The organism is Cupriavidus pauculus, assembly GCF_003854935.1.
GTDB classification, from domain to species: domain Bacteria; phylum Pseudomonadota; class Gammaproteobacteria; order Burkholderiales; family Burkholderiaceae; genus Cupriavidus; species Cupriavidus pauculus_C.
This window is the reverse complement of the sequence record NZ_CP033969.1, coordinates 825,704-849,732: the sequence shown is the minus strand read 5'-3', so window position 1 is coordinate 849,732 and position 24,029 is coordinate 825,704. Positions and strand designations below refer to the sequence as shown.

At 69.4% G+C, this 24,029-nt stretch carries 18 protein-coding genes; 14 read left to right on the top strand and 4 right to left on the bottom strand.

What is annotated here, in order from left to right; translation table 11 throughout:
- Positions 1 to 352 precede the first annotated feature (352 nt).
- The 5 genes from EHF44_RS05580 (at position 353) to EHF44_RS05560 (ending at position 6,519) form a co-directional block, all read left to right on the top strand.
- Positions 353 to 1,762 (top strand): cache domain-containing protein, encoded by a 1,410-nt coding sequence (locus tag EHF44_RS05580; protein WP_124682836.1) that lies wholly within the window; start codon positions 353 to 355, stop codon positions 1,760 to 1,762.
- Entirely contained in the window at positions 1,759 to 2,448 is a 690-nt protein-coding gene (locus tag EHF44_RS05575) for a response regulator (protein WP_124682835.1), read from the top strand. The genes EHF44_RS05580 and EHF44_RS05575 overlap by 4 nt, the downstream gene beginning before the upstream one ends.
- 342 nt (positions 2,449 to 2,790) lie before the next feature.
- Positions 2,791 to 3,939 carry a TRAP transporter substrate-binding protein gene (locus EHF44_RS05570; protein ID WP_124682834.1) on the top strand — a complete coding sequence of 383 codons (1,149 nt, stop codon included), beginning with the start codon at positions 2,791 to 2,793 and terminating at the stop codon, positions 3,937 to 3,939.
- A gap of 37 nt (positions 3,940 to 3,976) precedes the next feature.
- Positions 3,977 to 4,600 carry a TRAP transporter small permease subunit gene (locus tag EHF44_RS05565; protein ID WP_124682833.1) on the top strand — a complete coding sequence of 208 codons (624 nt, stop codon included), beginning with the start codon at positions 3,977 to 3,979 and terminating at the stop codon, positions 4,598 to 4,600.
- A complete protein-coding gene (locus EHF44_RS05560) occupies positions 4,597 to 6,519 on the top strand; it encodes a TRAP transporter large permease (RefSeq protein WP_124682832.1) in 1,923 nt (640 codons plus the stop codon). Before EHF44_RS05565 ends, EHF44_RS05560 begins: the two co-directional genes overlap by 4 nt.
- 497 nt (positions 6,520 to 7,016) lie before the next feature.
- Here the strand turns inward: EHF44_RS05560 and EHF44_RS05555 are convergent, their stop codons facing one another.
- Positions 7,017 to 8,870, bottom strand: coding sequence for a phosphoenolpyruvate carboxykinase (GTP) (locus EHF44_RS05555; RefSeq protein WP_124682831.1), 1,854 nt, complete (start codon positions 8,868 to 8,870; stop codon positions 7,017 to 7,019).
- A 516-nt stretch (positions 8,871 to 9,386) separates the two neighbouring features.
- Here EHF44_RS05555 and EHF44_RS05550 point away from each other — a divergent pair.
- From EHF44_RS05550 to EHF44_RS05520, 7 genes are all read left to right on the top strand, one after another.
- Entirely contained in the window at positions 9,387 to 10,400 is a 1,014-nt protein-coding gene (locus EHF44_RS05550; RefSeq protein WP_124682830.1) for a D-2-hydroxyacid dehydrogenase family protein, read from the top strand.
- A gap of 247 nt (positions 10,401 to 10,647) precedes the next feature.
- Positions 10,648 to 11,307, top strand: a complete 660-nt coding sequence (locus tag EHF44_RS05545; RefSeq protein WP_124682829.1) for an MOSC domain-containing protein — start codon at positions 10,648 to 10,650, stop codon at positions 11,305 to 11,307.
- 239 nt (positions 11,308 to 11,546) lie between these two features.
- The gene (locus EHF44_RS05540) at positions 11,547 to 12,794 is read left to right on the top strand and encodes an efflux RND transporter periplasmic adaptor subunit (protein WP_124682828.1); all 1,248 of its coding nucleotides are present in this window, start codon (positions 11,547 to 11,549) and stop codon (positions 12,792 to 12,794) included.
- 4 nt (positions 12,795 to 12,798) lie between these two features.
- Positions 12,799 to 15,996 carry an efflux RND transporter permease subunit gene (locus tag EHF44_RS05535; protein WP_124682827.1) on the top strand — a complete coding sequence of 1,066 codons (3,198 nt, stop codon included), beginning with the start codon at positions 12,799 to 12,801 and terminating at the stop codon, positions 15,994 to 15,996.
- A 202-nt stretch (positions 15,997 to 16,198) separates the two neighbouring features.
- Entirely contained in the window at positions 16,199 to 16,708 is a 510-nt protein-coding gene (locus tag EHF44_RS05530; RefSeq protein ID WP_253699989.1) for a MotA/TolQ/ExbB proton channel family protein, read from the top strand.
- Positions 16,705 to 17,067, top strand: a complete 363-nt coding sequence (locus EHF44_RS05525) for a DUF2149 domain-containing protein (protein WP_124682826.1) — start codon at positions 16,705 to 16,707, stop codon at positions 17,065 to 17,067. The genes EHF44_RS05530 and EHF44_RS05525 overlap by 4 nt, the downstream gene beginning before the upstream one ends.
- Entirely contained in the window at positions 17,064 to 17,912 is an 849-nt protein-coding gene (locus EHF44_RS05520) for a ChaN family lipoprotein (protein ID WP_124682825.1), read from the top strand. The genes EHF44_RS05525 and EHF44_RS05520 overlap by 4 nt, the downstream gene beginning before the upstream one ends.
- A gap of 194 nt (positions 17,913 to 18,106) precedes the next feature.
- On the opposite strand, the gene EHF44_RS05515 is transcribed toward EHF44_RS05520, so the two are convergent.
- Together EHF44_RS05515 and EHF44_RS05510 are read right to left on the bottom strand one after the other, a co-directional pair.
- Positions 18,107 to 19,582, bottom strand: coding sequence for a sensor histidine kinase (locus EHF44_RS05515; protein ID WP_124682824.1), 1,476 nt, complete (start codon positions 19,580 to 19,582; stop codon positions 18,107 to 18,109).
- A 4-nt stretch (positions 19,583 to 19,586) separates the two neighbouring features.
- A complete protein-coding gene (locus tag EHF44_RS05510) occupies positions 19,587 to 20,270 on the bottom strand; it encodes a response regulator (RefSeq protein ID WP_124682823.1) in 684 nt (227 codons plus the stop codon).
- A 233-nt stretch (positions 20,271 to 20,503) separates the two neighbouring features.
- On the opposite strand from EHF44_RS05510, the gene EHF44_RS05505 reads away from it, so the two are divergent.
- Positions 20,504 to 21,595 carry an ABC transporter substrate-binding protein gene (locus EHF44_RS05505; RefSeq protein WP_172966094.1) on the top strand — a complete coding sequence of 364 codons (1,092 nt, stop codon included), beginning with the start codon at positions 20,504 to 20,506 and terminating at the stop codon, positions 21,593 to 21,595.
- A gap of 18 nt (positions 21,596 to 21,613) precedes the next feature.
- Here EHF44_RS05505 and EHF44_RS05500 read toward each other — a convergent pair whose 3' ends face one another.
- Positions 21,614 to 22,324, bottom strand: coding sequence for a TetR family transcriptional regulator (locus tag EHF44_RS05500; protein WP_124682822.1), 711 nt, complete (start codon positions 22,322 to 22,324; stop codon positions 21,614 to 21,616).
- A gap of 432 nt (positions 22,325 to 22,756) precedes the next feature.
- On the opposite strand from EHF44_RS05500, the gene EHF44_RS05495 reads away from it, so the two are divergent.
- Positions 22,757 to 24,010: an efflux RND transporter periplasmic adaptor subunit gene (locus tag EHF44_RS05495; RefSeq protein WP_124682821.1), complete on the top strand. Its 1,254-nt coding sequence runs from the start codon at positions 22,757 to 22,759 to the stop codon at positions 24,008 to 24,010.
- Positions 24,011 to 24,029 lie beyond the last annotated feature (19 nt).

Sequence of the window (24,029 nt, the reverse complement as noted above, 5' to 3'; positions counted from 1 at the left end):
GCGGCGGCAGACAGGCGGGCAGCGGGGGCGGTGCCGGATGGCGGACGCGGACGTGTCGCGCGGAAAACGGGGTCTCCTGGGACGTCTGCGGGCGCCCGGTCTGTTCTCGTCTGGTCCCGGATCTTGCCGTGCAGGCAGGCAGTGCGTCCCGGATCTGGCGGAAATGCCATGCCGCGGCGCACCTACTGCGTCGGTTTGCGGCGCGGGGCAAGCCCGGACGCGAACCGGCGTGTAGTATTGACAGCCGCCCATGTCGGCACAAGCGCGAAACTACGCAACACCGGTGCGTAGTAGTACGTAGACCGACGATGCCAGGCGGCCTCCCCGGCATCGGTGTTTACCCCCGGTTCAGATGAAACTCCGCCAAAAGATCCTGTTGCTGGCCGTGGCGCCCCTGGCCGTCGCGATGCTCGGCATCGCCTTTGCCGTGCGCTACCAGGCCACCGCGCTGGCGCGCCACGAGCGCGCGCTGGTGGAAGCCGCCTACCTGCAGAGCAAGGAAACCGAGCTGCGCCACTACGTCGACCTGGCCCAGAGCGCCATTGCGCCGATGGTGCAGTCGGGCCGCACCGACGCCGCCACGCGCCAGGCGGCCATGGAGGCACTGGCCCGGCTGGACTACGGCCCGGACGGCTACTTCTTCCTCTACGACCTGCAGGGTCGGAATCTGATGCATCCGCGCCAGCCCGAGCTGGTGGGACAGGACCTGTGGCTGATGCGCGACCCGCAGGGCGCGCTGACGATCCAGAAGCTGGTGACGGCCGCCAAGGCTGGCGGCGGGTCCGTGCGCTACATGTGGCAGAAGCCGTCGTCGAAGCAGACCGTGCCCAAGCTGGGCTACGTGGTGGCCGTGCCGGGCTGGAACTGGATGCTCGGCACCGGCATCTACCTGGACGACGTCGAGCGGACGCTGCGCCAGCTCGACGCGCGCGCCGAGACCGACATCCGCGAGACCATGGCCTGGATCGGCGTGATCGCCGGCATCAGCATCCTGCTGGTGGCCGCCAGCGGGCTGGCGCTGAACATCAGCGAACACCGCGAGGCCGACGCCAAGCTGCGCCAGCTTGCGCAGCGCGTGGTGCAGTCGCAGGAAGAGGAACGCGCGCGGCTGTCGCGCGAGCTGCACGACGGCATCGGCCAGTTGCTGGTGTCGGTCAAGCTGGTGCTGGAAGCCGCCGCCAACCGCATCCGCACGGCCCCGGCCGACGGTGCCGCGGTGGCACCCATCCTTGGCATGGCGCTGCACCGGCTCGATTCGGCGTTCAACGAGGTGCGGCGCGTGGCCCGCAACCTGCGCCCCGCCCTGCTGGACGACCTGGGCCTGTTTGCGGCGCTGCAGCATCTGGCGCGCGAGATGCAGGCCGGCAGCACGCTAAGCGTGGAGGTGGCGCAGTCCGGCCAGCCGCGCACGCTGTCCGACGAGCAGGCCACGGCGCTGTTCCGCATCGCGCAGGAGGCGCTGGCCAACGTGGAGCGCCACGCGCACGCGCGGCATGTCCGCATCGAACTCGATTTCTCGCCGTCGGCCACGCGCCTGACCGTGCGCGACGACGGCACCGGCTTCGACGTCGCCCGCATGCAGCACGATCCGCAGCGCGGCATCGGCCTGCGCAACCTGCGCGAGCGCATGGCCGCGCTGGGCGGACAGTTCGACATCGTGTCGATGCCGTCCGGCACGCGGCTGGTGGCGGTGCTGCCGGCGTCCGCTGCGTCGGCCGTGGCCGCCGTGCCCCCCGTTTCCACCGATATCCCCCTGTCATGACCGTTTTGCACGACGAAGACCTCGTCCCACCGCCCTCGAACGCCCCGGCCCGCGTGCTGCTGATCGACGACCACGCGCTGGTGCGCGACGGCATGCGCATGCACCTGGCGCTGCAGCCGGGCCTGGAAGTGGTGGGCGAGGCCGACGACGGCGAGGCGGCGCTGGCGTGGCTGGCCGGCGCCGGCCCGGCCAGCGTGCCCGAGCTGGTGATTACCGACATCGGCATGCGCGGCATGGGCGGCATTGCGCTGGCCGGGGCGCTGCACGACCGGTATCCGGAGGTAGCCGTGCTGATCGTGTCGATGCACGACAACCTTGAATACGTGCGCCAGGCCATCCGGGCCGGCGCGCGCGGCTACGTGCTCAAGGATGCGCCGGCCGACGAGCTGATGGCGGCCATCCAGGCCGTGCTGGCCGGGCGGGTGTTCTACAGCGCGCGCATTGCCCGCGGCATGGCCGAGCAGGCGATCAGCCCGCTGGACGCGCTGACGCCGCGCGAGCGCGACATCCTGCACGGCATCGGCCGGGGCCAGTCGAACAAGGACATCGCCGCGCGGCTCGGGGTGTCGGTGCGCACGGTGGAAACGCACCGGCTCAACCTCAAGCGCAAGCTGGGCATCGAGGGCCGCGCGGAACTGGTCAAGTACGCGGTGCAGCAGCTGGGCCTGGACCGCAACCCGGCCTAGCCGCCACGGGTGCCGGGGCGCCCCACGGGCGTGCGCCGGGCCGGCCCGCGTGCGATGCGCGCCACCGAATCGGGTAATCCCTACATTGTTAACGTGATCAGCGCTGCCTAAGATCAAGTCAACTGAAGGGCCATGAACCTGTCTGCGAATGTCTGCCTGCGCGCGCCATGCCGGCCGCCGCGCGGCACGCCGCCCCGACCACGGCGCATCGAGCCCCCGCACCGAAACCTTCCTATTGCCTTTGTCCCGCTTCAGGCGGCACCGGCCCCATGGCCGGCGCGCCGGGGGGCGGGTGTGCAGTTGTCGTTCGTCGGTTCGTCCAACACGAAAGGGGAGACGGTCATGGCAGCAAGGCGCAAGGATGGCACCGGCGGTGCCGGTGAGAAGGTTTCGCGGCGCGGCTTCATCGGCGGCGCCACCGCGGCGGCGGCCGGCGCAGCCACGATGGGCTTTCCGGCCATCGTCAAGGCCCAGGGGCCGGTCACCATGCGCTGGCAGAGCACGTGGCCGACCAAGGACATCTTCCACGAGTTCGCCGGCGACTTCGTCAAGAAGGTCAACGACATGTCGGGCGGCGAGATCAAGATCGAGCTGCTGCCGGCCGGCGCCGTGGTCAAGGCGTTCGACCTGATCGACGCGGTCAGCAAGGGCACGCTGGACGGCGGCCACGGCGTGATTGCCTACTGGTACGGCAAGAACTCGGCGCTGGCACTCTGGGGCTCGGGCCCGGCCTGGGGCATGGACCCGAACATGCTGCTGGCCTGGCACAAGTACGGCGGGGGCAAGGAACTGCAGCAGGAGATCTACAAGAGCCTGAACCTGGACGTGGTGTCGTTCCTGTACGGGCCGATGCCCACGCAGCCGCTGGGCTGGTTCAAGAAGCCGATCACCAAGCCCGAGGACTTCAAGGGGCTGAAATTCCGCACGGTCGGGCTGTCGATCGACATCTTCACCGGGCTGGGCGCCGCCGTGAACGCGCTGCCGGGCGCCGAGATCGTGCCGGCGATGGACCGCGGGCTGCTGGACGCCGCCGAGTTCAACAACGCCAGCTCGGACCGCGCGCTGGGCTTCCAGGACGTCTCCAAGGTCTGCATGCTGCGCAGCTTCCACCAGTGCTCGGAGCAGTTCGAGATCCTGTTCAACCGCAAGCGCTACGAGGCGCTGTCGCCCAAGCTGCGCGCGCTGATCGCCAATGCCGTGGACGCCAGCTCGGCCGAGATGTCGATGAAGGCCATCGACCGGTACGCGAAGGACTACCAGGCGCTGCAGGAACAGGGCGTGAAGTTCTATGCCACGCCCAACTCGGTGCTCCAGGCGCAGTTGAAGATCTGGGACGAGATCGTCGCGCGCAAGGAAAAAGAGAACCCGATGTTCAAGAAGGTCAACGACTCGATGAAGGCGTTTGCCCAGCGCAGCACGCGCTGGCAGAACGACACCAACGTCGACTACCGGATGGCCGCCTCGTACTACTTCTCGACCAAACGCGGCTGATGGGGCCGCCACGCCTGCGCGCCTGACGGAGCACCGCATGCAAAAGCTGCTGCTGGGTATCGACCGGATCAGCACGGTCGTGGGACAGGCGGCCTCGTGGCTGATCGTCGGCCTGACACTGATGATCAGCTACGAGGTGTTCTCGCGCTACGCGCTGGGCACGCCGCACGCCTGGGTGTTCGACGCCAGCAACATGCTCTACGGCGCGCTGTTCATGCTGGGCGGCGCCTACACGCTGGCCAAGCGCGGCCACGTGCGCGGCGACATTCTCTACGGCTTCCTGGCGCCGCGCGCGCAGGCCACCATCGACCTGGTGCTGTACCTGGTGTTCTTCTTCCCTGGCGTGATCGCGCTGGCCTGGGCCGGCATCGACTTCTTCGAGGTGTCGCTGGCGCAGAACGAGCACTCGTCGATTGCCGCCGACGGGCCGCCGATCTACCCGTTCAAGGCCGTCATCCCGATTGCCGGCGCGCTGCTGCTGCTGCAGGGCGTGGCCGAGGTGGCGCGCTGCGTGATGTGCGTGTCCACGGGCCACTGGCCCCGGCGCGAGGACGACGTCGAGGAGGTGGACGTCGACAAGCTCAAGCAGATGGTGGGCCAGGACGCTGCCCACGGCGTGGCGCCGGCCGCGGTGCCCAAGGTGGAGGAGCGCGCGCAATGAGAAAGGAACTGTGGTTCGGCGTGACGCTGATGGTGCTGATCATCGGCGCCGTGATCTTCCTGATGCCGTCCCCGGCCGACTGGACCAACGGCCACCTGGGCCTGTTGATGCTGGCGCTGATCGTGGTGGCGATCATGCTCGGCTTTCCCACGGCGTTCACGCTGATGGGCATGGGCGTGCTGTTCGCGTGGCTGGCGTACCGCCACGCCAACCCCGCCATCGCCGTGGAGCAGACGCTGGACCTGATGGTCCAGCGCGCCTATGCGGTCATGACCAACGACGTGCTGATTTCGGTGCCGCTGTTCGTGTTCATGGGCTACCTGGTCGAGCGCGCCAACCTGATCGAGAAGCTGTTCCGCAGCCTGCACCTGGCGCTGGCGTGGCTGCCGGGGTCGCTGGCGGTGGCCACGCTGATTACCTGCGCGGTGTTTGCCACGGCCACCGGCATCGTCGGCGCGGTGGTGACGCTGATGGGGCTGCTGGCATTCCCGGCGATGCTGCGCGCCGGCTACAGCCCGCAGCTGTCGGCCGGGGCGGTCACCGCCGGCGGCTGCCTGGGCATCCTGATTCCGCCGTCGGTGCTGCTGATCGTCTACGGCGCCACGGCTGGCGTGTCGGTCGTGCAGCTCTATGCGGGTGCGTTCTTCCCGGGGCTGATGCTGGCCGGGCTCTACATCGTCTACGCGATCATCATCGCCAAGCTCAAGCCGTCGCTGGCGCCGCCGCTGTCGCGCGAGGAACGGGTCATTCCGCTGTCCGGCTTCGCGGCCACGCTGCACGACCAGTTCAGCCATCGCGCGCTGCCCGCGCTGCTGCTGGCTTTCAAGGGACGCCGCAACGCCGACGTGCCGGCCGGCTACCTGATGCGCCAGCTGGGCGTGGTGCTGATGCCCGCGTTCGTGGTGGCCGTGGCGATGAGCCTGATGTACGCGGCGGTGACCGCGCCGCGCGCCGTGGAGGCGTCCGGCGGCCTGGTCGAGATGGGCGCCGCCACCGAGGCCGCGCCGCAATCGTTCGACGACCTGCAGGCCCCGCCGGCCGACAGCGACGCGCCCGCGCCGCTCAACGCCGACCCGGCCACGGTAACGCCCAAGCCCGCCACCGCGCAGGACGTCGCCCCGGCCACGGCCCTGCCGGCTGCCCCGGCGGCTGATGCGCCGTCCCGGCCTGCCCCGGCGTGGTTCTGGATCACGCTGGCCGTCGTGGCCGCCGCGCTGGCGCTGTTCTACTGGTTCTTCAACTTCGCCCGGCTGGAAATCTTCAAGCTGCTGCTGTCGTCGTTCTTCCCGCTGGCGGTGATGATCCTGGCCGTGCTCGGCTCGATCGTGTTCGGGCTGGCCACGCCCACCGAGGCTGCCGCCGTGGGCTCGCTCGGCGGCGCGGTGCTGGCGGCCGCGTACGGCCAGCTCAACTACGGCGTGGTGCGCGATTCGGTGTTCCTGACGGTCAAGACCAGCGCGATGGTGTGCTGGCTGTTCGTCGGCTCGTCGATCTTCTCGGCCGCGTTCGCGCTGCTGGGCGGCCAGGCGCTGGTCGAGGAATGGGTGCTGTCGCTGGACCTCACGCCCGTGCAGTTCATGATCCTGGCGCAGGTCATCATCTTCCTGCTGGGCTGGCCGCTGGAATGGACCGAGATCATCATCATCTTCATGCCGATCTTCATCCCGCTGCTGGACAACTTCGGCATCGACCCGCTGTTCTTCGGCCTGCTGGTCGCGCTGAACCTGCAGACAGCCTTCCTGTCGCCCCCGGTGGCAATGGCCGCGTTCTACCTCAAGGGCGTGGCCCCGCCCCACGTCACGCTGAACCAGATCTTCGCCGGCATGCTGCCGTTCATGGCCATCCAGGTGGTGGCGCTGGCGCTGCTGTACGTGTTCCCGGAAATCGGGCTGTGGCTGCCGGAGGTTTTGTATCGGTAGGCTGTGGGAGATGACAAGGCGAGCTTCCGCCTTGCGCTTGTGGTCTCCCCTCTCCCGCATGGCGGGAAAGGGGCCGGGGGAGAGGGCCGGCGGCGCAGGATGCGATGCGGTCGGCAAGCAGAGCCTCGACGCCCTCTCCCCCAACCCCTCTCCCGCACGGCGGGAGAGGGGAGCCAAGACAGCGGCATTGTGAATACCCGGTGGGTTTCTCCCCTCTCCGCACGGCGGGAGAGGGGAGCCAAGACAGCGGCATTGTGAATACCCGGCGGGCTTCTCCCCTCTCCCGCATGGCGGGAGAGGGGCCGGGGGAGAGGGCCGGCGGCGCAAGATGCGATGCGGTCGGCAAGCAGAGCCTCGACGCCCTCTCCCCTCAACCCCTCTCCCGCGCGCGGGAGAGGGGAGCCAAGACAGCGCAGTCCTCAGCGTCGTCGCCGACCCCAAACAAAAAACGCCGGACGGCCACCAGCCGTCCGGCGTTTCTTCCACCACCCAGCGAATCAGCCCAGTCGCTTGGCCAGGGCTGCCTTGGTTTCCACCAGGGCGGGCGGCAGGTTGTGCTGGAGCTGCGTGAACAGTTCGTCGTGCAGTGCCAGTTCCTGCTGCCAGGCGTCGCGGTCGATCGAGGTGACCTGGTCGAACTGTTCGGCCGTGAAGGCCAGGCCGTCCCAGTTCAGGTCGGCGTAGCGGGGCGACGTGCCGAACACGTGTTCCTGGCCCTGGCCGCGGCCTTCCACGCGGTCGATCATCCACGACAGCACGCGCATGTTCTCGCCAAAGCCCGGCCACACGAAGTTGCCGTCGGCGTCCTTGCGGAACCAGTTGACGCAGTAGAACTTCGGCAGCGTGGCGCCCGATGCCTCCAGCTTCTTGCCCAGCGCCAGCCAGTGGCCGAAGTAGTCGCTCATGTTGTAGCCGCAGAACGGCAGCATGGCGAACGGGTCGCGGCGCACCACGCCCTGCTGGCCGGCGGCCGCGGCGGTGGTTTCGGAGCCCATCGTGGCGGCCATGTAGACGCCTTCGGTCCAGTTGCGGGCCTCGGTCACCAGCGGCACCGTGGTGCTGCGGCGGCCGCCGAAGATGAATGCGTCGATGGCCACGCCGGCGGGGTTGTCCCAGTTCTCGTCGATCGACGGGCACTGCGACGCCGGCGCGGTGAAGCGGGCGTTCGGGTGGGCGGCCTTGGCGCCGGTCTCGCGCGCGATCTCGGGCGTCCAGTCCTTGCCCTGCCAGTCGATCAGGTGCGCCGGGGCTTCCTTGGTCATGCCTTCCCACCACACGTCGCCGTCATCGGTCAGCGCCACGTTGGTGAAGATGACGTTCTCCTTGAGCGTCGCCATGGCGTTGTAGTTGGTCTTCTCGCTCGTGCCCGGCGCCACGCCAAAGTAGCCGGCCTCGGGGTTGATCGCGTACAGGCGGCCGTCCTGGCCCGGCTTGATCCAGGCGATGTCGTCGCCGATCGTGGTGACCTTCCAGCCGTCGAAGCCCTTGGGCGGGATCAGCATGGCGAAGTTGGTCTTGCCGCAGGCCGACGGGAACGCGGCGGCCACGTGGTACTTCTTGCCCTCGGGCGAGGTCACGCCCAGGATCAGCATGTGCTCGGCCAGCCAGCCCTCGTCGCGGCCCATGGTCGAGGCAATCCGCAGCGCAAAGCACTTCTTGCCCAGCAGCGCGTTGCCGCCGTAGCCGGAGCCGAACGACCAGATCTCGCGCGATTCGGGGAAGTGGACGATGTACTTGGTGGGATTGCACGGCCACGCCACGTCCTTTTCGCCGGCGGCCAGCGGCTTGCCCACGGTGTGCACGCACGGCACGAATTCGCCGTCGGCGCCCAGCACGTCGTACACGGCGCGGCCCATGCGCGTCATGATCCGCATGTTCACGGCCACGTACGGCGAATCGGACAGCTCCACGCCGATGTGCGCGATGGGCGAGCCCAGCGGGCCCATCGAGAACGGCACCACGTAGAGCGTGCGGCCGCGCATGCAGCCGTCGAACAGCCCGGCCAGCGTCTGGCGCATTTCTGCCGGGGCGGTCCAGTTGTTGGTCGGGCCGGCTTGTTCCTTCTTCTCGGTGCAGATGAAGGTACGGTCCTCGACGCGCGCCACGTCGGACGGGTCGGACAGGGCCAGGAACGAATTCTTGCGCTTGGCCGGGTTCAGGCGGCGCATGGTGCCCGCGGCCACCATCTGCTCGCACAGCCGGTCGTACTCTTCCTGCGACCCATCGCACCAGTAGATCTGGTCCGGCTTGGTCAGCGAGGCGATTTCCGCAACCCAGGCGACCAGTTTCTGGTTCTTGACCCAGGCCGGCACGTTCAGCGCCGGTGTACCTTGCATCGTGGGGTGGTTCATTTTTGAATGCTCCAAAGCGAAAAGGAATTCGGGGCCTGTCCGGCCGGGGCGTCAGCCGGCATCATGGGGAAAGGCGGGCAGCGGCCTGCCGCAAAGTGGGCGTGGCGCATGCGCTTCGCTGACCGTCACATCCCGTTACAACTCGGCGACGACCAAATCCGCGCAAATGGTCGCGGGGGTCCCTGCGGCTGCGATACAGTTGCGCTTCGCCCGCTTTTGGCGGGCGCCAGGGTCCGGTCGGGCATTGTCCGGCGGCAAACAGGGGGCGGGAGCGTGGCTCGACCGCACTGTCCGCTGCGGGAAGCGGGCAAGAATACCACTGTACCGGGCCCCTGTTTTTTGCTGCGCAGCATTGTTTCCCCTGTCAGAATGCCCGTTCGCCACCGCGCAGTGCGTGTCGCGCGGCGTGGACCGCGCGGCTTGCCAGCTGCGATTGTTGCGTCAGGGAAGCTAACAATACTGTCCGGCGCGCGCTGATTCTGTGGTCGCGCGCACCAAGCCCCCAACGAGTCACTCATGAAGATTGCCGTTCTCGACGATTACCAGGACGCCGTACGCAAGCTGCCGTGCTTTTCCTTGCTGGAGGGGCACGACGTCAAGGTTTTCAACAACACAGTCAAGGGCGTGGGCCAACTGGCCGCGCGGCTGTCCGATGTGGAGGCGCTGGTCCTGATCCGCGAGCGCACCCGCGTGACCCGCCAGCTGCTGGAAAAGCTGCCCAAGCTCAAGATCATCAGCCAGACCGGCCGCGCCGGTAACCACGTGGACCTGGACGCCTGCACCGACCGCGGCGTGGTGGTGCTGGAGGGCGTGGGCTCGCCGGTGGCGCCGGCGGAGCTGACCTGGGCGCTGATCATGGCGGCGCAGCGGCGCATTCCTCAGTACGTGGCCAGCCTCAAGCACGGCGCGTGGCAGCAGTCGGGGCTGAAGTCGACGACGATGCCGCCGAACTTCGGCCTGGGCCAGGTGCTGCGCGGCCAGACGCTGGGGATCTGGGGCTACGGCAAGATCGGCAAGCTGCTGGCCGGCTACGGCCGGGCGTTCGGCATGAACGTGCTGGTCTGGGGCCGCGAGGCGTCGCAACAGGCTGCCCGCGACGATGGCCTGAACGTGGCCGAATCGGTCGAGCAGCTTTTCACGGACAGCGACGTGCTGTCGCTGCACCTGCGCCTGAACGACGAGACGCGCGGCATCGTCAAGCTGGCCGACCTGCAGCGCATGAAGCCCACGGCACTGTTCGTCAACACGAGCCGCGCCGAGCTGATCGAGGAAAACGCGCTGGTGGCCGCGCTGAACCGGGGCCGCCCCGGCATGGCCGCGGTGGACGTGTTCGAGTCGGAGCCGATCCTGCAGGGCCACGCGCTGCTGCGCATGGAAAACTGCATCTGCACGCCGCACCTGGGCTACGTGGAGCGCGACAGCTACGAGCTGTACTTCCGCACGGCGTTCCAGAACATCCTGGACGTGCTGGGCGGCAAGCACGACAGCATCGTCAATCCGAAGGCCCTCACGCCAGCGCTGCCGCGCTGAGCGCTTCCCCCTTCCTGCCAGCGCTTCCGCGCTGAGCGGCTTCCCCCTTCCTGCCAGCGCTCCCGCGCTGAGCGCCTTCCGCCCTCCCCCTGCCCGGCGCGCGCCGGGCCGGCGTGCGTCTGTTTGCCCACATTGGCGGCCCTCAAACGAGCGGACGAGCCGGTACACTCGGTGCAAACAGTCAGCGTGCGACATCCGGGCCTCCGGTGCATCGCGCGCAGGCCCGCAAACGCAAGGAGGGCGTCCCGTGGCCGAATCCGATCCGCGTCCCAATCCCGCAGGCGCCGGCGGTGCCGCCGCCGGCCGTGTGCTGGCGGTCAACGTGGGCACCGCGCTGCCGCTGGTGGTGGCCGGTGCCGGTACCGAGGCGGTGGTGATGTCGGCCGTCCGCAAGCACCCGCTGAGCACGCTTCATCATCCGATCGCCGTCGGCGTACACCGGCTGGGCCTGGCCGGCGACGAACAGGTGGACCGCAGCGTCCACGGCGGGCCGAACCGGGCCGTCTACGCCTATCCGATCGAGCACTACACATGGTGGAACACGCGCCGCCGCGAAGCCGGCGTGGAGGAAGCCGAGCGCCCGCTGGCCTTTGGCGCGATGGGCGAGAACCTGACCACGCAGGGGCTGGTGGAGACCGCGCTGTGGGTGGGCGACCGCCTGCGCATCGGCGAGGTCGAATTTGTGGTGGAATCGCCACGCCGCCCAGGCTGCAAGTTCAACGCGGTGATGGGCTACGCCCAGGCCGTGCGCGACATGGCCCGCAGCGGCTTTTCGGGCGTGTACCTGAGCGTGGCGCGGTCTGGCGTGATCCGGGCCGGCGACACCATGATCCTCACCCCCGGCCCGCGCCGTGTATCGATTGCCTGTCTGGCCGAGTCCGCCCACCGCCAGGCGTCCGCGCGTTAGTCCCAAGTTGAGTCGTCTCGCTTTTCTGCTAATGTTTTGCATCTGATACAAGCGATTCGACCGACCCCCCGCGGGTCCGGGCAGCCTTTCCCCCGACGAAGCTGTAATGGCTTGTAATACCGCGCGCTTGGCCTGACCGGGCCGATGCGGTACTAGTAGCAATTTGCGCGGGCGCAAACCGGCTCCAAGAAGCCGGCGCCACCGGGGGAGCGCGCCACGCGGGATTTGAGGGTCCTCACATGAAAACTGACGGGATCGACCGGCCGAAAGGCTTCGTCGATGGCAACTGGAGCGCGTCCGCCGCCACGGGGCGCGGCCGCACTTCGCCTTGGATCGCCGTGGCGGTCGTGCTGGTGCTGGCGCTGGCCGCGTGGTTCGGCTGGAAGACGTGGTTCGCGGCCAAGCCGGCGCCCAAGGGCCCGGCCGTGGCCACGGTGACTACCGCGCCGGTGCGCCAGGGCGACGTGCCCGTCGAGGTCACCGCCAACGGCACGGTCACGGCCATGCAGACCGTCGACGTGCGCCCGCAGGTGTCCAGCACCGTGCGTACCGTCCATATCAAGGAAGGCCAGTCCGTCAAGCCCGGCGACCTGCTGTTCACGCTGGACACCCGCATGGACGAGGCCAATCTGGCCAAGGCGCGCGCCCAGCTGATGCGGGACCAGGCCGACCTGGCCGATGCCCGCCGCACGCTGGCCCGCAGCCAGGAACTGCTGCAACGCAATTTCATCTCGCGCAGCGCCGTGGACACCGCGCAGGCCAAGGTCGACGGCTTCGAAGCCACCATCCGCGCCGACCAGGCCGCCATCGAGGCCAGCCAGGTAGCCATCAGCTACGGCCAGATCCGCGCGACGATCGGCGGGCGCACCGGCGTCATCAACGTGTTCCCGGGCTCGCTGGTCACGCCGACCAACACCACCACCACGACGGCGATGGTCACCATCGCCCAGATCGCGCCGATCACGGTCATGTTCACGCTGCCCGAGCGCCAGCTTGCCGCGCTGCGCGAGGCGCTGCAGGCCGGCCCGGTCACCGTGACCGCCCAGCCCAACGACGGCAATCCGGCGCCGGTGACCGGCAAGATCACGTTCGTCGACAACACCGTCGACCCGCAGTACGGCAGCATCCGCGTCAAGGCCATGTTCCCGAACGAGGAACAGCGGCTGTGGCCGGGCACCTACGCCAATGTGAACGCCACGGTGCAGGTGCTGAAGAACGCGCTGAGCGTGCCGCCGCAGGCCGTGGTGACTGGCCCCGAGGGCCGCTTTGTCTATACCGTGGGCGCCGACAGCAAGGTGGCGCGCGTGCCGGTCAAGGTGCTGGTGTCGACGGCCGCCGCCGCCGTGGTCGAGGGCGTGCCGCCCGGCGCGCGCGCGGTGACCGAAGGCGCGCAGAACCTGCGGCCGGGCAGCCTCGTGCGCGAGGCCACGCCGCGCGCCGCATCGGCACCGCCCGCCGCCGTGGGCGTGGGCAACGGCGGACACTGAGGCCATGTCGCTTTCCGAGCTTTGTATCCGCCGGCCCGTCATGACGGTGCTGCTGTGCCTGGCCGTCATCGTCACGGGCATCGTGCTGTATCCGACGATCCCGATCGCCGCGCTGCCCAGCTTCAACTCGCCGGTGATCCAGGTCACGGCCACGCTGCCCGGGGCCAGCCCCGAGACCATGGCGGCGTCGGTCGCCACGCAGCTTGAGAAGCAGTTCGCGACGATCCCGGGCGTGACCGTGATCAGCTCGTCGAACACGCTTGGCAATTCCAGCATCACGATCGAGTTCAACAGCGACCGCGACATCGACGACGCGGCCGTCGACGTGCAGGCGGCCCTGTTCCGCGCCCAGCGCTCGCTGCCCATCGAGATGACGGTGCCGCCGTCGTACCGCAAGGTGAACCCGGCCGATGCGCCGGTGATCCTGCTGGCGATCAACTCGCCGTCGATGAGCCTGGGCGAACTCAACGCGTTTGGCGACAACCTGATCTCGCCCACGCTGGCTACGCTGCCCGGCGTGGCGCAGGTGCAGATCTTCGGCCAGAAGCGCTTTTCGGTGCGGGTGCGCGCCCACCCGGACGCGCTGGCCGCGCGCGGCATGACGCTGGACGAGCTGGCCACGGCGCTGAACCGCGCCAACGCAAACACGCCGGTGGGCACGCTCGACGGCGCGCGCCAGACGCTGACCATCCAGGCCAACCGCCAGATGACCAACGCCGACGCGTTCCGCAACATCATCGTCGCCAGCCAGCCCAGCGGCGCGGTGGTGCGGCTGTCGGACGTGGCCGACGTGGAAGACAGCGTCGAGACGATCAAGACCGGTAGCTGGCTCAACAACGAGCGCTCGATCGTGCTGGCCGTGCTGCGCCAGCCCGACGCCAACACCGTGGCCGTGGTGGACGCGATCAAGGCCGCCCTGCCCCGGCTGGTCCAGCAGATGCCGGGGTCGGTCAACGTGAGCGTGGTGAACGACCGCTCGAACTCCATCCGCGAATCGATCCACGACGTGCAGTTCACGCTGGCGCTGACCGTGGCGCTGGTGGTGATGGTGATCTTCCTGTTCCTGCGCCGCGCGGCGGCCACGCTGATCCCGACGGTGTCGCTGCCCATCTCGCTGATCGGCACCGTGGCGCTGATGAAGGCGTTCGGCTACAGCCTGGACAACGTGTCGCTGCTGGCCATCACGCTGGCCGTGGGGCTGGTGGTGGACGACGCCATCGTGATGCTGGAAAACATCGTGCGCCACATCGAGGAAGGCGTGCCGCCGCTGAAGGCCGCGCTGGTGGGCTCGCGCGAGATGGGCTTCACGATCCTGTCGATCTCGATCTCGCTGGTGGCCGTGTTCATCCCCATCTTCTTCATGCCGGGCGTGATCGGGCTGCTGTTCCACGAGTTCGCGGCCGTGGTGTCGCTGTCGATCCTGGTGTCGGCGCTGGTGTCGCTGACGCTGATCCCCATGCTCTGCGCGCGCTTCCTGTCGGCCGAGAACGTGCCCGTCGACGAATCGCAGCACGCCTATGGCGACCACGCCCACGGCGCGCCGGCCCACCGCGCGCCGCAGAAGCAGACCATCGGCCTGCGCGCCACGCAGTGGTTCGAAGACCTGTTCGAGTGGACGCTGCACCGCTACGCGCGCGGGCTGGACTGGTGCCTGGCGCACCGGCGCGTGGTGCTGGGCGTGGCCGGGCTGACGTTCGTGCTGACGGCCGTGCTGTTCGTCAAGATCCCCAAGGGCTTCTTTCCCGAGGAAGACATCGGCCAGATCCAGGTCAACGCCGAGGGGCCGCAGGACATCTCGTTCGATGCCATGTCGGATCGCCTGCGCGACGCGGCCGAGCGCATCCGCGCGAATCCGGCCGTGAAAAGCGTGGTGGCGTCGATTGGCGGCGGCAGTTCGCCGGCCATCAACACGGGCCGGATGTTCGTCGAGCTCAAGCCGCTGGGCCAGCGCCCCAAGATGCCGCAGGTGGTGGAATCGCTGCGCAAGGACGTGGCCGGCGTGCCGGGGCTGCAGGTCTATTTCTCGCCGGTGCAGAACCTGCGGCTGGGCGGCCGGCAGAGCAAGAGCCGCTACCAGTACACGCTGCAGAGCGTGAAAGCGGGCCAGTTGCAGGAGTACAGCGACAAGCTGATGGCCAAGATGCGCGCCGAGCCCATCTTCCGCGACGTGACCAGCGATTCGCAGCAGTCGGGCCTGGAGGCGCAGCTCTCCATCGACCGCGACAAGGCCAACGCCATGGGCGTGCAGATGCAGGACGTGCGCGCCGCGCTGTACACGGCATTCGGCGAGCGGCAGGTGTCGACGATCTACACGCCCATCGACAACTACTACGTGATCCTGACCGCCGCCGACGTCGACCGCGTGGACGAGACCGCGTTCTCCAAGCTCTACGTGCGCAGCAAGACCGGGCAGATGGTGCCGGTGTCGGCCTTCGCCACCACCGAGCGCCGCGTGGGCCCGATTGCCGTGAACCACCAGGGGCAGTTGCCGTCGGTCACGGTGTCGTTCAACCTGGCGCCGGGCGCGCCGCTGGGCGATGCGTCGAAGCTGATGGACCGCTACCGGCAGGAAATCGACATGCCGGCGTCGATCTTCACGAGCTGGGGCGGCGACGCGGCCGTGTTCCAGTCGTCGCAGGCCACGCAGGTGGTGCTGCTGATCGCGGCCATCGCCGTGATCTACACGCTGCTGGGCGTGCTCTACGAGAGCTACATCCACCCGCTGACCATCCTGGCCGGGCTGCCGTCGGCGGCCATCGGCGCGCTGCTGACGCTGTTCCTGTTCAACGTCGAGCTGTCGCTGATTGCCACCATCGGGGTGCTGATGCTGATCGGCATCGTCAAGAAGAACGCCATCATGATGATCGACTTCGCGCTGGCCGCGCAGCGCGAGCAAGGCATGGCGCCGGCCCGCGCCATCCGCCAGGCCTGCCTGCTGCGCTTCCGGCCGATCATGATGACCACCTTCGCGGCCGTGATGGGCGCCCTGCCGCTGGCGCTGGGCCTGGGTGCCGGCGCCGAGCTGCGCCAGCCGCTGGGCCTGGCCGTGGTGGGCGGCCTGCTGTTCTCGCAGGTCATCACGCTGTTCATCACGCCGGTGATCTACCTGGCGCTGGACCGCTACTCGGGCAGCGGCCCACTGCAGATCGACGCCGAAGGCAACCCGGTGGCCGACGAGGCCCGCGCGGAACCCGTGCACTGAGCGGCGCGGCCGGGCGCCCGCTGCCCGGCCTGCCGCGCCTTTTCCCTCACCTGGCCCGCCGCGGCCGTGCTGCCGGTGCTATCTTGGCTGGCCGGACGACCGCGCCCGTTGCACGGTCGTCGCTATCATTGGCATGAATGTCGATGGATCCTATTGATCACAATCCATCCATCATATGGATATTTAGCGCCGTCTTTCGATCATGACCCCTTCCCTGCTCGAATCCCTGATGTATGACGTGGGCCAGCTTTTTCTGTACCCCACGCTGGTGCTGATCGGCCTGCTGTTCCTCTACGCCTTCTGGGCCCTGGGCGACTTTGCGATGCAGGCGTGGCTGCGCAGCCGCCATGCGATTGGCACCGGGCGCGGCTACCCGCTGGTGGCCTGGGCGCGGCGCCACAAGGTGACCCACCCCGACGCGCTGGACGTGACCGCGCACAAGCTGCTGGAACGCCCGCGCATCGCCACGCGCGTGGCGCCGATGCTGGGGCTGGTCGCGACGATGATTCCGATGGGACCGGCGCTGAAGAGCCTGTCGGGCGGCAACCTGGCCAACGTCGGCGAGAACCTGACCATCGCGTTCTCGGCGGTGATTTTGGCGCTGATCGCGGCCAGCATCACGTTCTGGGTGGTCAACGTGCGCCGGCGCTGGCTGGCCGAGGAACTGGTGTGGCTGGGCCAGACGCCGCCGCAGTGGGAGCCCGAGGCATGAAGTTCCTGGACGAAAGCGAGGCCGACGACCCGATCCTGTCGGTGGTGAACCTGATCGACGTGTTCCTGGTGGTGATCGCCGCGCTGCTGGTGACCGTGGCGCAGAACCCGCTGAACCCGTTCCTGCACCAGGACGTGACCGTGATTTCGAACCCGGGCAAGCCGAACATGGAAATCGTGTCGCGCCAGGGCGAGAAGATCGTGCGCTACCAGGCCAGCGGCCAGGCGGGCGCCGGCGACGGCATCAAGGCGGGCGTGGCCTATCGGATGAAGGACGGGTCGATGGTCTACGTGCCCGAAGTGACCCAGACAGGCGGCACCGACCGGGCGCCGTCGCAACCGGAGCCCGCGCGGCCATGATGCGATTCCTGAACGCCCCGGCCGCCGTGGCGGCGCTGGTAATGGTGGCCGGCTGCGCCTCGACGCAGCCGTCGCCCGATGCCGCCAGCCGGCAGTTCGCTGGCAAGTCCTATGTGCTGCTGGGCGAGGTCCACGACAACGCGGACGGGCAGCAGCAGCGGCTGCAGGCGCTGACGCGCGCGGTGGCGGCCGGCTGGCGCCCGGCCATCGCGATGGAACAGTTCGACCGCGAACGCCAGCCCGACATCGACCGCGCCCGCCGCGAACGGCCGCGCGACGCCGACTACCTGATCGCCCAGGCGGCCGGCGGCAAGAGCGGCTGGGACTGGACGCTGTACCGGCCCGTGGTGGCGCTGGCGCTGCAATACGACCTGCCGCTGCTGGCCGCCAATCTGTCGCGCGCCGACGCGTCACGCATCGTGCGCGGCGGCATGGGTGACGTCTTCGCCCGCAACCAGCAGACGGCGCTGGGCCTGGACCGCGCGCTGCCGGCGGACATCGCCGCCGCCCAGACCGCCGCGCTCGACGCCGGCCACTGCGGCCATTTCCCCAAGGCGATGCTGCCCGGCATGCTAGACGCCCAGGCCGCGCGCGACGCCGTCATGGCCCAGACCCTGCGTCCCTACGCCAACCGCGGCGCCGTACTGATCGCCGGCAACGGCCACGTCCGCCGCGACATCGGCGTGCCCCGCTGGCTGCCCGATGCCGGCAACGGCGTGCTGAGCATCGGCTACCTGGAACCTGATTCGCCCGCCACCGGCTTCGACACCGTCGTGCGCGTACCCGCCAAGCAACGCGAGGACCCGTGCAAGGACGCGGTGATGGGAAAACCGATGGCGCGGTAGTGCGTGGTCCGTTTTGCCACCTCGCCAGTTTTTCTCCCCTCTCCCATGCAATGGGAGAGGGGCCGGGGGTGAGGGCGTTGAGGATCTGCTTGCCGACGGGTCTCGCATTTTGAACCGCCGGCCCTCACCCCCAACCCCTCTCCCGTAGTCGGGAGAGGGGAGCAAGACGGCGGGCGGTGCCGTGCGGCGCTGCCCTACTCCGCCAGCAGGAAATCCAGTTCCGCCCTCAGCCCCCTGCCCTGTGTCGCGTCGCGCAGCGTGACCTTGCCGCCGAAGCGGGCGGCCATTTCGCGGGTGATGGCCAGGCCCAGGCCGGAGCCCGGTTCGGTGTTTTCCACGCGGCGGTAGAAGCGGGCGAACACCTTCTCGCGCTCGTTTTGCGGGATGCCGGGGCCATCGTCCTCCACGGTCAGCAGCGCGTGGCCGTCGCGGCGGGCGGCGGATAGCGTGATGCGGCTGCCGCGGCCCGAGTACTGGATGGCGTTGTGGACCAGGTTGGCCAGCGCCTCGCGCAGCAGCGCGGCGTCGGCACGCACGGGCAGGGTCAGGCCGGCCGGGCGTTCCCAGCCGAAGTCCTGCTGCTTGCCACGTGCCAGCGGCAGGTAGTCCAGCGCCACCTGTTCGGCCACCGTCACCGCGTCGATGATGCCGGCCACTTCCTCGGACGCCGCGGCGTCGCGCGCGGGCTGGCGCACGCGGGCCAGCGCCAGTAGCTGGTTGGTCAGCCGGGCCGCCTGTTCGAGCTGGGTGACGATGCCGCCCACCGCCTCGGATGCCGCCGCGCGTGCCGGGGCGTCGTGCGGCAGTTGAAGTTGCCGCTGGGCGAATTCCGCCTGGGTCTTGAGGATGGCCAGCGGCGTGCGGAGCTGGTGCGCGGCGTCGGCGATGAACTGGGCCTGCGACTGCGCCATCGCCTCGGAGCGCGACACGTGCAGGTTCACGGCGTCGACCAGCGGGCGCACCTCCACCGGCACGATGTCGAACCGCAGCGGCGTCAAATCCTCGGGCGACCGCGCGCGCACGTCGTCGCGTACCCGTTGCAGCGGCTTGAGCACGTAGGTGATGCCGCCCACCAGGATCAGCGCCGACAGCGTGATCAGCGCGATGTCGCGCAGCAGCGCGCTGCGCCAGACGTTGCCGATCAGCGCGGCGCGCGGCTCGGCGGTTTCGGCCACCTGGATGATGACGCGCATGTTGGCGTCGGGGCGGTAGATCGGCCGCGCCAGCGCGGCGATGCGCACGGCGTCGCCGTGATAGGTGGCGTCGTAGAAGCGCGGCACGTTGTTGGCCAGCGCGCCCCGGGGCAGCGGCAGGTCGTCGTAGCCGGTCACGGTCTCGACGCTGCCGCCGCGCTCCATCGACACGCGGTAGAACACGTGGGTCTGCGCGGCGGTCTCGAACATTTCCATGGCGGCGTCGGGCAGCGTGAGCTGCACGCTCTCGCCGGCCATGCCGATGGCGTTGTCGATGGCCCGCACCGAGCCGTAGAGCGAGCGGTCGTAGGCGGTGTTGGCGGCGTCGCGCAGCGTGCCGTAGGTGAACCACGTGTCGGCCGCCATCATCAGCGCCAGCGCCGGTACCAGCAGGATCAGCAACTGCCGGCGCAGGCTGCCGCGCAGCCACTGGCGCACGGGCAGGCGCGCACGCGGGCGCAGGTGGCGCGGCCACATGGCGTCAGGCCCCGGCGTCGGGGGCTTCCGGTTCCAGCAGGTAGCCGAAGCCGCGCAGCGTGACGATGGTGACGCCGTGCCCGCTCAGCTTCTTGCGCAGGCGGTAGACCAGCACCTCGATGGCGTCGGGGCTGACGTCGGCGTCGAGCGAGAACACCTTGTCCAGTAGCTGCGCCTTGGTCAGCGGCTGGCCGCTGCGGGCCAGCAGGGCGCCCAGCAGCGTCGATTCGCGCGGCGTGAGCGACAGCGGCGCGCCGCCCAGCGTGAAGCTGCGCGTCTCGCCATCGAAGACCAGCGTGCCGCATTGCAGGCGCGGGTGCGCGCGGCCCCGGCTGCGGCGGATCAGGGCCAGGATGCGGGCTTCCAGTTCTGCGATGGCGAACGGCTTGGGCAGGTAGTCGTCGGCGCCCAGGTTCAGGCCGCGCACGCGCTCGTCGAGCGTGTCCTGCGCGGTCAGGATCAGCACGGGCGTGCGGTCGTCGCGGCCGCGCATCGACTTGAGCACCGCCAGGCCGTCCTTGCCGGGCAGGCGCAGATCCAGCACCACGGCGTCGTACTCCTCGGCCATCAGGCGGGCCTCGGCCTGCAGGCCGTCGGCCACGTGCTCGATGACAAAGCCGCCCTGCTCCAGCGCGCGGGCCACCCAGCGGGCCAGTTCCACCTCGTCTTCCACCAGCAGGATGCGCATGCCGGACCTCCTCTGCCCGCTCTCGTCGTGTCGCGCGGGGCCGCTCCGGGGCCCCCGCGGGCGCCTATAATACCTCCGCCCTGCCCCCCAGGTGTCCGCGGGCCGCCGCGTCATCGCCAGCGGTCCGCCCGCCTCCGATTCCCGTGCCGCCGAGCCTGCCCCCTTCCGCCGAATCCGCCGAACCCGACGCCTTCCGCGCCACGCGCCGCCATCTGCTGCTGGCGGGCGGGGCCATGGCGCTGGGCCTGCCCGCGGGCGCCCAGCCGGCGCCGCGCGTGCCGGCCGGGTATCCGGGCGACTACGCGGAGACCATCGCACGGGCGCAGCAGGAAGGCGCCGTGTCGGTCTATGCATCGACCGACCTGGAGGCGGTGCAGCCGCTGATCGACGGCTTCCAGGCGCGCTTTCCGGGCGTGCGGGTCCAGTATCAGGATCTGAATACGCTGGATCTGCATGAGCGCTATCTGGCGGAGACCGCGCGCCTGGGCGACGGCCGGCCGGCCCGCGACGCGGCGTATGCCGACGTGCTGTGGAGCACGGCGATGGACCTGCAAATCAAGCTCGTCAACGACGGCCACGCGCAGCGCTACGAGTCGCCCGAGCGCCGGGGGCTGCCCGGCTGGGCGGTGTGGCGCGACGAGGCCTGGGGCACCACGTTCGAGCCGGCCGTGATCGTCTACAACCGCCAGCATTTCGCGGGTGCGCACGTGCCCGGCAGCCGCAGCGGGCTGGCGCGGCTGCTGCAGGAACACGTGCAGCAATGGCGCGGCAAGGTGGTGACGTACGACGTGGAGCGCTCGGGCGTGGGCTACCTGCTGGCGCAGCAGGACGCGCGCATGGGCAGCGAGTTCTGGTATCTGGCGCAGGCGCTGGGGCGGGCGGGGGTGCGGCTGTCGGCGTCGACGGCCGACATGATCGAGCAGATCGCCAGCGGCGAACTGGTGCTGGGCTACAACCTGCTGGGGTCGTACGCGCTGTCGCTGATGGAGCGCGGCGCCGGCATCGGCGTGATTGCGCCGCGCGACTACACGCTGGTGATGTCGCGCGTGGCGTTCATCGCCCGGCGCGCCCCGCGCCCGCACGCGGCGCGGCTATGGCTGGACTACCTGCTGTCGCGCGAAGGCCAGGCGCTGCTGAGCCGGTCGACGTCGCAGCTCTACACCATCCGCACCGACACCGACAGCCAGCACACTGCCAACGCGCTGGCCGAGCGGCTGGGCTACGCGCTCAAGCCGATCAGCGTCGGCCCCGGGCTGCTGGCCGCGCAGGACGCGCTGCGCAAGCGGGCCTTCCTCGCGCGCTGGCGCGAGGCGCTGAAAGGCTGAAAGGCTGAAGCAGGGGAATCAGGCGACGACGGTCTGCGGCCGCTCGCAGAGCGCGGCCATCTCGGCGTCCAGCGGCGCCATCGGGCGCGGCACATAGCCAAGGCGCAGCGCGGGAGACAGGCGCAGCGTGTCGACAAAGGCGTCCGCCAGGCGCTCGGCCTCGCGGCTCAGTTCGAAATCGGTCGGGGAAAACAGCCAGTGGGCCAGCACGCCGCCAATGGCGGCATGGAACGCGTTGACGGCCAGTTCGAGGTCCAGGTCGGCGGGTAGCTGGCCGCGCTCCATGGCCAGGCGCAGGTGCTCGCGCATCTTGACCGTGCCTTCCTGGTGGGACTGGCGCTGGCGCTCGAAGATCGCGCCGTTGTCCTCCACCATCTCGCACTTGTGGAAGATGATCTCGAACACCCGGCGCCATTGCGGATTGGTCACGGTCTGGCGGAACACGAACGCGCAGATGTCGCGGATGCCGCCCAGCGGGTCTTCCTGCAGCGCCAGCCGCTCGGGCGCGCAGAGCGCCTCGACGGGCAGGTTCACGCGGTCGCACATGGCGGCGAACACGTCGCTCTTGTTCTTGAAGTGCCAGTAGATGGCGCCGCGCGTGACGCCGGCCGCCTCGGCTATGTCCGCCAGCGACGGGCGCGCCACGCCGCGGGCGTGGAACACGGCTTCCGCCGCGTCAAGAATCCGGTTGCGCGTCTCTAGCGCTTCTTCCTTGGTACGTCTGACCATTTCCTCTTTTTCCAGGACCAGGGCTTGCCGTCCGGGTCTTCTGACCCCTTGCGCGGATGTCGCGGCCAGGGGCTTTGGCCTTGCAAGTCGCCCGATGGTTGCGGCGGGCCGCATCGTACCGTGAATGGAACAATCGTGCTCACGGCGGCCGAACATTCCAATGCACACAACAGGTGCCATGTGTTGCGGGCACCGCTAATTTCGTAAGCGGGACTTACATACATGCGCGAATGTATCTATACTACGCGCTTGTCCGGAGTTCGGCCAAGCCGTTTTTTCGGGGGTGCAGGTGACCCGCCAGTCCCGCCGCCGATTCCGTCTGACTCAAACTTCACTTTTTAGCCGCCGCGCCCCGCCCCCGGGGCGCAACTGCTTCCTGCGCCATGCCGGGAGCGGCGCGGCAGATCTCAAATTGCCATCACGGGGTTATCGATGAGGAAGTCCCAACCAGTCCGTGGCGTAGCCGTTGCTGCCGCCGCCATCGCCGTTGCCGTGGCGCTGTCCGCCTGCGGCAAGAAGGCCGCCGAAGGTGGCGCCCCGCCGCCGCCGGAAGTGGGCGTGGTTACCGTCACACCGTCCGCCGTCGCCGTCGTCAACGAATTGCCGGGCCGCCTGGAAGGCGTGCGCACGGCCGAAGTGCGCGCGCGCGTGGAAGGCATCGTGCTGTCGCGCAACTACACCGAAGGCGGCGAGGTCAAGGCGGGCCAGGTGCTGTTCCGCATCGACCCGGCCCCGTACCAGGCCCAGCTTGCATCGGCCAAGGCCCAGCTGGAACGCGCGGAGGCCAACGCGGTTTCGGCCCGCCAGAAGGCCGAGCGCTACAAGCCGCTGGTGGCCGTGAACGCGGTCAGCAAGCAGGAATACGACGATGCCGTGGCCGCCGCCGGCCAGGCCAATGCCGACATCGCCGCCGCCAAGGCGGCCGTGACCACGGCCCAGATCAACCTGGGCTACACCACGGTCACTGCGCCGATCTCGGGCCGCGTGGGCCGCGCGCTGGTGACGGAAGGCGCACTGGTGGGCAAGGGCGAGGCGACCAAGCTGGCCACCGTCGAGCAGGTCGATCCGATCTGGGTCACGTTCACCCAGCCGGCGTCGGAAGTGGCGCGCCTGCGGGCCGCCATCGAGTCCGGCAAGGTCAAGGGCGTGAACGGCGGCGCCAGGGTGCACCTGTTCCCGGAAGCCGGCGACAAGGAATACAGCGCCACCGGCAAGCTGCTGTTCACCGACATGACCGTGGACCCGACCACCGGCGCCATCACGCTGCGGGCCGAATTCCCGAATCCGAAGCGTGAACTGCTGTCCGGCACCTTCGTGCGCGTGAAGATCGAGCAGGGCATCGACGAAGCCGCCCTGACCGTGCCGCAGCGCGCGCTGATCCGCAGCGCCCAGGGCGCCAGCGTGATGGTGGTGGGCGCCGACGGCAACGTGGCCGCCGTGCCGGTCAAGGCACCGCAGGCCATCGGCGACCGCTGGGTCGTGACCGAGGGCCTGAAGGGTGGCGAGAAGGTGATCGTGGAGGGCCTGCAGAAGGTGCGCCCCGGTGCGCCGGCCAAGGCCGTGCCGTTCCAGGCGCCCAAGACGGCGGAAGCCGCGCCGGCATCGGGCGCCGCGGCGCAGGGCGCGCAGCCCGCCGCCGGCAAGGACGCCAAGGCCGGCCAGGCCACCCCGGCCAAGCAGGGCTGAGGCGGCGAGCCATCCAGAG